We start from the raw sequence: 13,378 nt of genomic DNA, 5'->3' as shown, positions 1-13,378 counted from the left end.
GCCAGGGTTCGTATCATCAACGTTTTGGCCAGTCCCGGGACACCCACCAAGAGACAGTGCCCCCGAGAAAATAACCCGATAATGAGCTGCTCGATGACATCCTTTTGCCCGACAATGACTTTGGAGAGCTCGCTTGTGATCCGGGCATACGCATTCGTGAGCTGTTCCAGCGCCTTCTGATCGCCGTTCATGCCACTATCCTTTTATTCAGAAGCTGATTCCCAATTAATGGTAAATATCAGATCCACCACTATGGTAAGCCCGTTAATCATTTTTCCTCTCGGAAAACTCGGGTTTGACGTTTTTGGCATACCAAGATCGCAGGAGAAGAGCCCGGTCCGTCGGTGTCGCTGTTCGACTTCTGTCATTGCGGTCGGGCCCGTGCTCCACACTCCAACCATCCCATTCCCGAAAAGCGTGGTATGCCCAGTCCCAGCCAAATTCCTCGAAAATCTCAATACAATCTTTCAGGTATTGGTAGGCACTATCTCCCGGTGCCCAGCGAATTGCGCTGAATTCACCTATATAAATGTGGACCCCGTTTTCCTCCTGGAACCGCCGAACGGGCTCAAGCACCCTGCGCAACGTATCCCGATCGTACCATTTACCATCGATAGTCCCCGGATAGACAATACCCATTGGATTATCATAGACCCCCTGGTGAGTGAACGCGTGCGGCACGTACATGTGAACGCTGTATACTACACCCGGTGCATCGATGGGATCGAAAAGCGCGATCGATGAGGGGCTTCCCCACGGAGCCGGCTCAATGATAATGGCGTGCCTGGGGTCGATCGCGCGGACACGGCGTGCCGTCTCCTCTGCGAGCTGCTGCCAGTTCATCAACCCGTCTGGGACCGATCCTTCGACCGGTTCGTTCACCAGGTCATATCCCCAGACCACGTCGCTATGCACAAAACGCCGTGCTATATTTTCCCAGATATTCATGAACGCTTCTTGAAACTCGCGGTCGTGGAAGATACGGCACTCCAATGCTTTATTTCTGCCACCCGGCGGAGTATGGAGATCGATTGTCACCAAAATTCCGGCCTCCCGACAAACCGGCAGAGCAGCTTCAAGTCGCTGCAATGCGCCATCCAGCCATTGCCGATATTCGTCGAGGGTGGCAGTATCGGCGGGACTATGCGGAAAACCGTTCCAAATGAGTTGCCAGCGGATATGGTTGGCTTTCCAGACCTTGCCGAATTCCAGCAGGTCGGCATCGGTCATATGCGGACCAATCATGGCCCCACGCAAACGGGGCAGATTGTGGCCTTTAAATACTTCCCCGTTCTGACAATTGAGTTTCTTTCTGGGAATAATGTTCACCGCGATATTGTCGAACCACACCTCGCCCGTCACATTTTCCAGGCCCACGATGAGATCGATCTGCTGGCAATCTTCCGGCACGGCCACCACCAATTGGGCGGGGCGCCAGTCGAAGTCTCCGACCGGCAGTTTTATTTGTGGCCACTGGATTTCCCCTCCCGATTCCATACGCAGCATACACTTGATGCCGTTCCACGGATTAGGGGGCTGCGAAACCGCTTTCGCGCGAACGATCGCACTGATCCGAACACGCTGCCCACGCAGTTTGTCAACGGGCAAGCGATAGCGAATATTCCGGCTCTGCGATCCACCGGCCTCATCAACCCACACGTGCAGGCACATGTTGCCCTGGCCCGTCCGCTCCACCGCGATCCCCTGCTGCGAGGAAGGAATCCAGCCGGGCGGCAGCGGGGGGGCGTTTTGTCCCTCAACAATGTTTTCAAAATCCCAGCGCAGAACTGGGACGGCCTCCTGAGCATACACCGCCGCACTGCTCAGGGACATACTTATAATCGCGAATATATGCCACCACAACGTTTTCATTATTTACTCCTTCTGGCTGATGCATCTGTCCCCACCGCAGAGACCGAAATGGGCGCGGTCCGGAATGCAACGATCTCCCGTGAGGAAGCGACCAACAGGTAGCCCTCGCTAGAGACGAGATTCCCACCTTCCACGTGCCAGGGACTGAGTGGAATAACACGTTTGGGTTCGGCCGTGTGTCCGTCGATCACATAAATGGCACCGCGCGTCGGCCAGTAAACAGAGCCTCCCGCGATGATTCCTCGCCCATGTCCGAGATACTCCGCTCCCATTGGCCACCGCGCGACAATTCTGCCGGCCTGCGGACCGTGCAACGCGATCCAGTACAGCCGATCCCCTGCCGCAATAAGATGGTCATTGAGAACGCCGATCAAATATTCGATTCTTTCCCCGTCTGATCCTGTACTCCACAGGATTGTTCCAGTAAACGCATCTATTCCCAATACATTTGTTGTATCCGTCGGCGCCACATAAAGTTCACCATCGCAATAGACGGCGGGATTTGGCTCCCGATAGCGAAAAGGCTCCCAAACGGCCAGGTCTCCCCGCTGGATCCGCGGGTAACAGGTGATCCATCGAATGGCTCCCGTCTCCCGCGAAACTGCGGCAACAGCCCCTGCATTCGTGGTCAGGAAAACAGTATCCTGGGCGACCGTCGGCAAAAGATGAGTCATCTCATAAAGCATGGATCGCCCGGGAGTATCCGCCGCGCAAATAAATCGCAACCATCTTCTATCACCGGTTTCCCGATCGAGACACGCGAGATATATGTGAGAGGGCACGTCTGCCCGCCGCAAGACCGCATAGACATTGTCCTCGACAACCAGCGGTGCCCCCTCGAAGGCCCACCCTTCCTCGGGCGGATCGCGGGACCACAGCAGCTTTCCCTCCTGGTCCAGGTCGAGAGCCACCAAAACATTCTTTTGGCGTACCGCATCAGGAAGGAGGGCAGGCTGGATGGTCACCGGTGAACCAAGTCGCGCAAACAACTCGTCCCGATCCACGGTGATTGTCGTTCTTCTTGCGCCAATTGTGTTTACGGGAATAAGCTGTTCGCGATCCTCGGAAATTGCCGAGAATATTTCTGGCGATTTCAGACCCCACAGGGGCTGGCCGTTTTCCAAATTAAAACCATATATGCGATCTAATCCAGCAATAAATACAGCATTTTTGGCAATTACTGGGAAATATGCCAGCGGCCGCTGGTTTTCCGCCAGCAGCCGTGCCGAAGGAACTTCCGACCACTGGGTGATGACCGCCCGGGGCAGCGGGGGCAGTGTTGCTCGCCAGGCTATGCCGATAATATCAAACTCTTTGTCTATCTGAGGCAATCGCCTGCCGTTCTGTGCAAATGTGGTCCAGCTTTTGACGCCCGGCGGCTGTGGCCAGTGTTCGGCATCTGCCAGAAGACCCGTCAGAGTAGCGGTCAAGTCCGCCTCGCGTCCTGCCATGCGACCGCGCTCACCGGAATGAACCGTTGCAAACTCAGCCAGTTCTCGCCTTGCCTGGAAAAGCCTGCCCGCCAAGATAGTCGCCAAAATCAGTCGGGCACGAACAGCCGCTGCCGAATACCGACATGTCGCAACGGACCGCCACGTGAACAACTCACCCGACCGCCGATCAACCGGCAAGAGCTGCCGCCAAAAGAATTCGGCCTGATCCGGCAGCCCCGCCTGCAACGACCATTCCCCCAGATACCACAGAGCCATGTCGGCATAATTGCTGGCCAGTTCAGCATCACAAATACGACGCAGGAGCGATTCGTCCTCCGATTGCAGCCCCTTTTCCAGCCACAGTCGGCAATTGGAATCCACCAACTGCCGGTATTTTTCTAATCCCTCCTGCGGTAACTGAGTTAATAGAAGCTGACAATACTCCCTGACAGGAATATATCGCGGCGGGACGCCCTTCAATCTGGCCGTCACATTGACGAGATCATCCCCCGCTTTGGTGACGACTTCCCGGATACCCGCTACCACTTCATCCCAGTGCCTGCCCTTGATGGCCTCTTCAATCTCCGCCAAGCGTGTCCGCACAGTGCCATCCGCCTCATTGACCCGAATATCATTGGAAAGCTGATATTCCGGCGTCAGCGACAGGCCGATGATTTGACCTGGCGCATGCTCGCCGAAACTCACGATGACGACGACAATCAAGCACAAGAGGCGCACAAAACGGTCACCGGTCCGTTCCAAACCGATTCCACCGTGTGTGCAGCGTTCAAATGATCTGGCAATTAAAAACTCTAAAACTTTCCACATGTCATAATAAAGCATGAGGAACAGATCTCAACACGACAGGATTACCTCACGTTATCGACCTGAATACTTCATGTCGTTTTTGGTGTGGCAGACCGCTTGATTGTCCACCTGTCTTTGATTTACGCTCCAAGCAAGTGGTAGGATACTCAGTTGGCTTCGGTGCGAAGTGAACCGCGCGGAGCATTCGGTGCTTCCACCTGTGCAGAAAGTTTTCTCACCTCGGATACAACGGCCTCAATATTTTCCGAACTGACCCCGGGTGGCATGCCGCCTCCCGCCGACCAGAGGATTCGGCATCGATCCGTCAGCGATTCCCAGATCCGCCGAACCTCTCGGCGACAGTCCTCCGGAGTTCCCGCCGCGAGAATATCACGGGGACTGATATTGCCCATAAGCACAACATCCGGCCCTGCCAGATCTCTGACGTCTTCCATATCATGTTCATGGGAAAAATTAAAAACATTGACGCCCATGGCTTGCAAATACCGGGCCGTAATCAGACCATGGGCATCGTTGTGCAGCATCTTGACGCTCACATCCAACGTCGCGAAGATGTCCTGCAAATAAGGGACAACAAATTCTTCAAAATCTTTTTTGCCGATAAAACCTATCAGATCGTCCAAAATAAGTATGCCATCGATATCAGGAAAATGTGTTTTTTGGCACGTCAGCCAGTTTTTAATGAATGCTGTTATCAACCCGATGAGCCGATGTGCCCGATCCATCTCGGTTTTAAGGCCCAGGAGAAACTCCGTCTGGCCCAGTAAGTAGGAGGCGATATTCAAAGGGCCGCGACTGACGGCAAACCGGATGCGGTGTCCCGCCTCGCGGATCAGCGGTTCCGTCTGGTGCAGGCGCTCCAGCACGAATGGCAGCAGGCCATCGCGCTCGCAATCCGGCAAGGTCAGCGTGTCGACGTCGCTCCAGCTTCGCAAAACCGGCTCGATATGGGGAAACTCATTGGTCGGGAACCGGCAGCGTCCCCCGAAAGCGGATGGTTCCGTGCACATCCCAAATTCCGCCCAAAAACCGGGGATAAACCAGACGTCCGGGAACGTCTGGACCGCGCGCAGGTTCGCCGCCAGCCACTTTTTTTCGCTGCACAGGTACTCGCGAATCGTCATGCCGCACCATCCCGGCAGCCAGGGTGAATCGATGATGAAACCCACGGCCGGTTTTGAGCTGTCTCCTGCAATCAGGCGCTGCAACTGTTGCCATTGATCATCGCGCATGGTCCGACCCCCGCAGAGCACGTGTTGTGTCTTCCCTGTAACTATCGTACCACGTTGGGGAGTGGGAAAGAATCGCGGGCGAGACCTCCTGTGCCAGCGAGACGCGCACTGCCACCTCTCCCGGCAACACTGCGCGGCGCTCGTTCAATGGAACCACCGGAACACAGCGAAGATGAGGATTAAAAGAAACAGATACACAAGCGTGTGCCGCAAAAGCTGGCGACTGCGGAACTGGTCCGGGCTGCGAAGGAACGCCATAGTTGGGAAAGTCAAATAGATTGTCCCGGCGGTCAAAAGGCTGGCCATCGCAGCATTGATGGCCCCCCAAATCACCGATCCTATGACGCACAGTTGCAATCCCACCAGACCGGCGACGGTATAGAGACGCATGAGTCGGCCACTGGGGTCGGCAACTGGTGCCACCCGAATACCAGCCCGCGCAAACTGATCCTGATACAGCGTGGCGATCGCCATGGCATGAGGAAACTGCCAGAAAAAAATGAGCGTAAAGAGCGTCCACACCTGGGGCACGTGATAGCCATGCACCAAGCCCGCCCCCAGGATGACCGGTGCAGCCCCGACGACCGCACCAATCGGTGTTTGCCAGCTCGTTTTTTTCTTAAGAGGCGTGTAAACAATGACGTAGAGTGCCCAGGCTGCTAATCCCAGAACAAACAAGACAACGTCGCCCGACACCAGCAATCCCAGCGTGCCCATCAGCGTCAACACGGCTCCCAAAACGGTCGCCCAACTTCGCCTTATTCTGCCGGCAGCAACAGGTCGATGGGATGTGCGCGGCATCAATCGGTCAGACTCACTCTCGAGGACCTGATTGAAAATGACTGCACCAACAATGATGGCAATCAAACTGACCAGTTTGGCCGCTATTGCCGTGTCAACTCCCGCGGATTCAGCGGCCAGCGCAGCGGCTGTGACCATGGTGGCGATGATGCTGAATAGGATGCGGATCCGCAGGAAAGCCTGCCATTCCTGAAGCCATCCCGCGACGCCCACTTCCGGCGAGGAGTTCTGGCGGGCAAGTTCCCGGTTTTTATTGCCCATGGCCACGACAGTATTCGCAACTTGTTCTCCAGGGTTACTCATGCTCATTACCACTTATTGCAGATAGTTTACGTCCATCGCTTTCTGTTAGTGATGTTTGTTATATGACCATTCCCGTTTAAAAGCCTGACGGTTGTCCCGATGCAGCCTTGAAGGTGGTCTCAGCCAGGTGACGGCACGCGCACGTTCCGCGGACTCCAATCCAGGCCAGCCGTGAGCCAGCAAGCAACACCGGCGGCCAATAACAGCGATCCCGTCGCGGTATGTGCTGTCGTGACGAGTGCCTGTGCTGCTCCCCCGTGCACGACGGTATAGGAAATAGCAAGGAAATAATTCAGAAACCAAATGGGAAAGTTATAATTGACAACCCAGGTGAATAATCCAAGCGTAAGCTGTACCGCATAGATCGCCCCCAAGATTTTCAGCCAGAGTAACTTTGAGCGATCCTCACGCCGGTCGCGCCACCATACGATGCCAAGGGCGACCCCAATAAGACCGGCGAAAATCAGGTGGACAATCGTCCAGAAAAACGCCCACTGTGGCGACAGCGTGGGCGGAAGGTGGCGGAGTTGGGCGCCAATGACGATCTGGGTATAGATAATCATCACAAGCAGGAATCGCCACGCTGCCCCACCGCGAAAAAGCGACCACTCGCCCAGTCCTTTCGATTGATCCGGACCTGCGATCGCGTGCCCCGTGACAACGACGACTCCCGTGACAAGGCCGAAGAAAAGCGGTGCGACACATCCATGCAAATTCGCCAGAAGAAGCTCCTGTCCCAGTACCCGCAGTCCTCCTATGATTCCCTGCACGCATACAAGGATAAACACCACGACACCCAGCCGCCGTAACAGGGCGGAGCCCGTCCTCCAGAGGATGACCATCAGCGCGATGGACACAAACCCCGCCGCGGAGGCAATCAGACGGTGACTGTGTTCCAGGAAAATATCCCAGGTTTTGAGCCAGCTTTCTATGGGATAGAGAAACAGGTTATAACCGTAAGTATTGGGCCAGTCGGGAACGGCCATGCCAGCGTTGTAGGTGGTGACAAAACCGCCCATCCAGATCAGTGGAAAGGTCACAGCCCACAGGACCCAGGCCAGCCGGTAGGCCCAGCGTGTTCCTCGTTCAGCCGCTCTGTCAACCGAACCACCACGCTCCATAGAACTATCCAACTCAATTTTTACAGGGCGAGTTTTACTTTTTTGGGTCCGTCTTTCGCGCTAAAGACAGCACATAGAATGTAAGGTCCCAGATTTCTTCGGGCGTAAGAATGCCGGGCTGGCCGGGAGCCGGCCCCATGGCAGGCATCGGTGTGCCTTTGATCCCCACATAGATTCTGAGATAGATATCCTCGGGACGGCCGCCTCCGTGAAAAATCCCCTCCTGAAAGTTACGAGGTTTCAGTTGCTGCAAGGGCAGGGAAAACCAGCGTGAAAGTTCCCGCGTCTGTTCGTCGGTGACACCTTTTTTCGGTTTGTTCCAGTCGTCGTAGAGATCGGTTTGCTCGCCATCGCCCCGTCCTTCCGGCCCATGACACTTCACACACTGGGAGCGTGGTTCCTGATAGATGAGTCTCCCGCGCTCGATCGCCGCCTTGAGCTGAGCCTCGTCAAGATGTGGCCGCTGCGGCTTTACCACCCAGTGCTCGGGATCTTTCTCCGGCATTTCCCATGCTTCGGCCACGGGGAGAACCCCTTCGTCGATGACACTTTCCTTGTTGAGGGGAAGCAGTTCGTTCTCATCAACCACCAGCCGCAACAAATACAATTCGGTTTCGCCGCGGATGGAAAGATATTTGACATATTCAATAAGTGCCTGAATATCTTCATCGGGCAGGGGTGCAAAGGACGGCATTCCTGTTCCGGGAATGCCGCGGCGGATGGTCCGTTCGAGGTCCTGCCGCGTGGGCTTGGCCCCCAGTACGGTGGACGTGTACTTGAAAATCCCATAGCGGAAATCGCGAGGATAGGGGTTGAGCATCGCCGCGATAGGCCCTGCTCCATCCCCCGATATTCCGTGACACACGGCGCAATGCTTGCGATAGAGGCCCCGCTCCACCCCGCTGAAATCGCGGCCGGTTGGTCCTGCGGCCCGCCGAAGAAGCTCCAGATCGAGATGGACACCGGGTGGAACACGAGGCTCATCGGGAGTGCCGAAGAGATCCGTGAGCATGCTGACAATCGCCTCACGCTGGGCCGGCGAGATAGACGCAGGATCGCGTCCCTCCGTGTTCAAGCGAAACTCCACAGGTCGCGGCTTACTACATCCAGCCAAACTCAGTGATAGGACGAGCAAGACTGCGCAGGTGACAGACTTCCGGCCAGCCGACCCTCTGCCACGTGACGCTCTCGTCAACGATATTTCGGAGCCAGCGAAAATCATATTGAATAATGATACAACATCCCGTGCCGATGTCATGTTGCACAGTTAAATCATTAACACAATTGATCCACGCAGCATACTGAATATTCAGGTCACCCGAAGCGATGCGGGACTGACACGAATTGTGCCCAGGTCGTTCAGGCCAGGCTTGATTGTGACCGTGAAACGCCCCCGCGGATAGCCGGGCAACTCAAATTGCCGCACGCGTTCCTGCCAAAGCTGGAATTCCCATTCGCCCGGCGGAAGGTAAGGAATGTGAAATGTTCCATCACTCCCGCTGATCGCGAAATAGGGGTTATCACGCGGAAGAATATAGGCGCTTTCCCAGGGATGGTAATTGCACACGATGTGGACGGGCTCCGTTTGACTGCGGTGAAATCGCCACGTGGCGTCTGTTTTTTCACCAGGGGCCGGAGCCAGAATAATATTGGCGGGCAAGTCACCCAAAGGGGTGAAGGCCACGTTTTGGGCAATCGGATCAGAATTGACAATATAAAATTCCTGAACGGTGTACCAAATCGCCAAACAATGCGGTTTAAAAATGCAGTCCCGGTTATCTAAAGTCACGCGTTTGGGAAATTTTTCGGCCAGCCCGGGGGGGATCGGAACACCGCGGCTCCGCAGATACACGTAAACGTTGGCCAGTCCGCCATCTGGCCCCACCATCAGTGATTCGTCCCGGATGTCGTACTTCCCGCAGCAATCCACATCCTTATCGACTTTGAGTTTCTTTCGTTCCGGGGGTGTGCCCACGTAAATGAATCTTCCGGTTAACTCCCCCAGTTGCCCGGCTCCCTCGCCCAGCAAAGTGGAAGAAACAAGAGGTCGTGGAACACTCAAGAGCGTTCCCAGCGCCGCCAGCTTTTTGAGAAATTCCCGCCGGTGTCGGGATCGTGAAATGAAGTGTCCCGCAGGATGAACGCCTTTTGACCGTGTTTGCCGCAATTCGTTCCTCATGGCATCACCTTTCACCGTTCCGCCGCGACCTTTGTTGAACCCTCCGCGATGACAATTCGGAAGCATTGCTATACACGGGCAGCACTCAGTGGGGGTATCAAAAGCTGGTTGGGGGCCCTCATTCAGGAATAAAGCGGTTGCCCGCATTGCGTTCTGGCGTCGGCCGGGTGGCATCTTCCCATTGTACGGCGCCAGGGGCTTTCCGGCCAAATGCTGGTTACTACTGGCTTCGCCCGATGTTGGTCAGGGCCGCGACTCCGTGGCCTACTCGCCCGAAGCATCGGGCGAAAAAAGACACTTCTGCCGCAAATACCGATCGTAATTTTGCAGGAGATCCACCACAGCCTGGCGCTGCTGGTCGGGAGGCGCATCGAAGACACTTCGGTCAAGGGGCTCCTCGCCGGGCGGAAAATTGATCGGCATCGCAGTGTACGGCAGAATGGCCCGGGGATTCTTCACCCACTCGCTGATATAAGTGGCCTGCAATCGGCGATACACCTCATCGAGGGCAGGCGCTTCGTTCGGCGTGGCTAGATCCCCAGCGCCCACGGCCGTAAAGCGATGACACTTTCCGCAGTACGTTTTCGTGTCGTGGATCAGTTTTTCCGCCAACTCGAGCCGACGGAACCACTCCTGCTCCTGCTGCTGGACCGCAGCTTCCGGCTGCCGTGCCACTGGCTCCTCCTGCTCCGGCATCATCGAATGCAAAGCCTGAAAGTAATCCACAAGCCAATCGATCTCCTGGGCACTCAACTCGTACAGGGGCATGGCCAGGGGAACCGCCGGACGAATGGAAACCGGCCTGCGGAGGAACGCTCGCAACCATGCTTCCTGAACGGCCACCCCTTCATAACAGAGCGGTGGTGGAACGGCCCCCCACAACTCGGAAGGCCCCACGTTGAGCGTCAGTCGCTGCGCATACTCCGCCAACCGACCGTAGAGCTGGTTGGCCCATGCACCACCATCCTGCGGAGTGATGCCGGTGATTTGCGGTTTTGCGATCGGGAGGGCAGCCTGTCCCACAGGCCAAATCTTATTCCCAACTCGCACAGGTCGCCACGGTTCGAAAAAGTAAAGCGGATTGTCCCAGTCGTCAACATCTTCGAGAAGACGACCCGAGAAATCACGCTGCGGACGTCCCACAACCACGCCAAAACTGAACACGGAAAGAGGCGCCGAAACTGGCTCTCCCTTCGCTTGAGCGGAGCCCACGATGTCTTGTGGTTGCGTTTGGGTTTCCGGCTGCGGAGCCATCGGCGGCTCAGGCGGCTCTTCTGTCAGATAGCGAAAAGTCCATTTTTCCGGACGGAGCATGTGACACCGCTCACAGCCGTGACGTTCGATCACCATCCTGCCCAGGGCGAGTGCCCCCCTTCGCGGATCCTGGTAGGGTGAATACTCCGGGGGTGCCTCAAATCCATCCAACCCAAGCACGAACGTCATGATGGCCCAGCGCTCCTCTCGCGTGAGGGGAAACTGCGGCATCCGCAGTCGATGGAGAGGACTCTGGAATGTTATCCCGTAATCGAAAACCCGGGGCTGCGTCAGTTTCAGCCACAGCCCGCTTTCCCGACGGCGCATCCCTAGTAGCGTCACCAGTTCCGGCCGATAGCTCGCTTCGCGATAGAGAGCGCTCCCCGCCGCCGTTTCCTGCAGAAATTGCCCACTATGACCGAAATCCAAAAGGGCTACGGGCTTTTGACCGAAGGTGGAAAGATCCGGGCCAATCGGTGCTTGGCCTTCGAAGCCAGGAATACTGTGACATGCGTAGCACCCGTATCGGGCAATAGCCTTGCGTCCCAAATAACGCAGCTTTTTCTCCCGCGAAAGCGGTGCCACTAACTCGGCTAATTCCACAGCCAAGCCGGGGCTGAGCCGTTCAATTTCCTCGGAAGCCACGCCGTGCTGAGCGTACAACCGGGCCTGCGAGAGGCCAAATTCTTCCGCCAGATAAGCGGTCACTGCCGCGTCGATTTGAGTATCGTCAACGGTGGGCCGGGCAGAATCCATGTTTTGTTCTCTTCCTTGCAACAGGAAGCTCGCCAGTGCCCGAATCAAAGACCGCGGTGTCCAGGGTGCAGTACGTGCGGAGGAATTCTCGCCACCCGGCGGATTGCCCACTACCGATTCTGAACCAGCGAGCCTGTAGAGCCAGGAATCCTCACGCCACTGGGGACGGGGCATTCGCGTGTCGGGGTTGAGCGACCGTGGGTCTTCCAGCCAGCGCTCCAGCCATTCCCTGGCTCGCGGCCCAGTCCAGCGGCTTCCCAGGTCGGACAAATCGGGGCCAAGAGTCGGTCCCGGCGAAGCGGCAGGAAATTCCCGATGGGTATGACAGGCCAGGCAACCCTGCGTTTCAAACAGAATTTTCCCCCAACCCACCTGATTCGTCGTGGGATTTTCTGCGGCCGCCGTGGGGCCAGAACCTGTCTGCGCCGACGATTCAACGGAGCGACTCCGCGCCACAAGGTATTCCGCAATGCCCGCTATTTCCGCAGCGGCAAATCCGTTCACATCAACTTCGGCATGAGACGACGGCGGATTAATGCCGAAAAAACGGGGCATCTTCGCCCCCGGAAGAACACTCTGAGGATCTGCGATGATCGCCTCCAACTGCGGCCGGGTGAGACGATCACTTACATGCCGCAAACTGGGGCCGGGTTTCCCCAGGCCGTCCGACCTCGTCTGAGAAGAGCGAAGCACTCCCGCAAGACGGTGGATTTCCAGTTGGCGGATCCGCTCTTCTGTAGATCGCGGCGGGACTTTCGAGAGATCCGAAAGCCAGGCTTCCAGTTCTTTTTTCAACGCCTCGACGCCCCTGGAATTCCCGGGCGATTGGAGGACCTGCCGAGCAGCAGTTGCCACACCTTGCGGCGGCCTGCAGGCGAGGATTTCCTCGGCCACTTCCGCAGCCGGACCGCGCAGTTGCAAATCGGCGGCCAATCGCTCCCTGCCAACCCCATCGCTGCCGAATTGATGGCAGGCATAGCATCCGTATCGTTCGACAAGTCGCCGGCCTGTCACCAGTTGAGAAGCCACCGAATCCTCCTGTCGCCGTGTTTCGACAAGATCAAACACCCTCTCGTGACACCGCAAGCAACGGCTTTCCACGAGTGAGGTCGGCGGCATGGGATCGATCGAGGCCGCGAAAGAGGTGGCCGTTTCTTTAAATTCAGACTGCTTTTGAAAATGCTCCGCCCCCGCCACATCCGTGGCCAGCCCCACACCTCCATGACAAATCGTGCAGCCGAATCGGCCGGCCGGATGGGGGCTTTTCTCATCGACATACAAATCCGGGTGAGGATGTCCCGCAAACGGTTCCGCAACGCCGCGGAGAATGCTAACACTAACGGCGGGTACTTTTTCACTATCGGTACCAAAGTTCGCAGGATAGTAAATATGGTTTATTGAGTTAGATAATGCCCTCTCATCGCGCGAGAGCAGTTCCAAGCAGCGCCCCAGTTCGGCTTCCACTTCCTGGGGCGATGTGGCCTCCCGTGATCCGATTCTGATGATCCGATCGCCTGGCCGAAAGCCCACTGCTTCCGCGGGACTGCCCCGTTCGACGGCCGCCACGCGGGCCTCCGTCCTGCCGAACACTCCACGGGA

Annotated in this window: 8 protein-coding genes and 1 pseudogene; all 9 read right to left on the bottom strand. The window is 56.7% G+C overall.

Annotated elements, in window-relative coordinates:
• A pseudogene (locus H5U08_RS01965) lies at positions 1-191 on the bottom strand (AAA family ATPase); the annotation flags it as partial.
• Between the two features lie 73 nt (positions 192-264).
• The gene (locus tag H5U08_RS01960) at positions 265-1,872 is read right to left on the bottom strand and encodes a cellulase family glycosylhydrolase (protein ID WP_297029579.1); all 1,608 of its coding nucleotides are present in this window, start codon (positions 1,870-1,872) and stop codon (positions 265-267) included.
• Positions 1,872-4,043, bottom strand: coding sequence for a PQQ-binding-like beta-propeller repeat protein (locus H5U08_RS01955; protein WP_297029578.1), 2,172 nt, complete (start codon positions 4,041-4,043; stop codon positions 1,872-1,874). The genes H5U08_RS01960 and H5U08_RS01955 overlap by 1 nt, the downstream gene beginning before the upstream one ends.
• A gap of 236 nt (positions 4,044-4,279) precedes the next feature.
• On the bottom strand, positions 4,280-5,365 hold the full coding sequence (locus tag H5U08_RS01950; RefSeq protein ID WP_297029576.1) for a uroporphyrinogen decarboxylase family protein: 1,086 nt from the start codon (positions 5,363-5,365) through the stop codon (positions 4,280-4,282).
• 144 nt (positions 5,366-5,509) lie between these two features.
• Positions 5,510-6,469 (bottom strand): protoheme IX farnesyltransferase, encoded by a 960-nt coding sequence (locus H5U08_RS01945; RefSeq protein ID WP_297029575.1) that lies wholly within the window; start codon positions 6,467-6,469, stop codon positions 5,510-5,512.
• A 119-nt stretch (positions 6,470-6,588) separates the two neighbouring features.
• Complete coding sequence (locus H5U08_RS01940) at positions 6,589-7,590, bottom strand: COX15/CtaA family protein (RefSeq protein WP_297029573.1); 1,002 nt, start codon at positions 7,588-7,590, stop codon at positions 6,589-6,591.
• 34 nt (positions 7,591-7,624) lie between these two features.
• Complete coding sequence (locus H5U08_RS01935; protein ID WP_297029571.1) at positions 7,625-8,665, bottom strand: cytochrome c; 1,041 nt, start codon at positions 8,663-8,665, stop codon at positions 7,625-7,627.
• A gap of 234 nt (positions 8,666-8,899) precedes the next feature.
• Positions 8,900-9,769, bottom strand: a complete 870-nt coding sequence (locus tag H5U08_RS01930) for a hypothetical protein (RefSeq protein WP_297029570.1) — start codon at positions 9,767-9,769, stop codon at positions 8,900-8,902.
• Between the two features lie 264 nt (positions 9,770-10,033).
• Positions 10,034-13,345: a PDZ domain-containing protein gene (locus tag H5U08_RS01925; protein WP_297029569.1), complete on the bottom strand. Its 3,312-nt coding sequence runs from the start codon at positions 13,343-13,345 to the stop codon at positions 10,034-10,036.
• Between the last annotated feature and the right edge of the window lie 33 nt (positions 13,346-13,378).

The sequence above is a fragment of the Thermogutta sp. genome, assembly GCF_014359955.1.
GTDB lineage: Bacteria > Planctomycetota > Planctomycetia > Pirellulales > Thermoguttaceae > Thermogutta.
The sequence above is the reverse complement of the archived record's forward strand: the minus strand, read 5'-3'. Positions and strand labels throughout refer to the sequence as shown.

Bases quoted from the DNA above. Each gene is read 5' to 3' on its own strand.
- H5U08_RS01960 (WP_297029579.1), bottom strand. From the start codon at position 1,872: ATGAAAACGTTGTGGTGGCATATATTCGCGATTATAAGTATGTCCCTG.
- H5U08_RS01950 (WP_297029576.1), bottom strand. From the start codon at position 5,365: ATGCGCGATGATCAATGGCAACAGTTGCAGCGCCTGATTGCAGGAGAC.
- H5U08_RS01945 (WP_297029575.1), bottom strand. From the start codon at position 6,469: ATGAGTAACCCTGGAGAACAAGTTGCGAATACTGTCGTGGCCATGGGC.
- H5U08_RS01940 (WP_297029573.1), bottom strand. From the start codon at position 7,590: ATGGAGCGTGGTGGTTCGGTTGACAGAGCGGCTGAACGAGGAACACGC.
- H5U08_RS01930 (WP_297029570.1), bottom strand. From the start codon at position 9,769: ATGAGGAACGAATTGCGGCAAACACGGTCAAAAGGCGTTCATCCTGCG.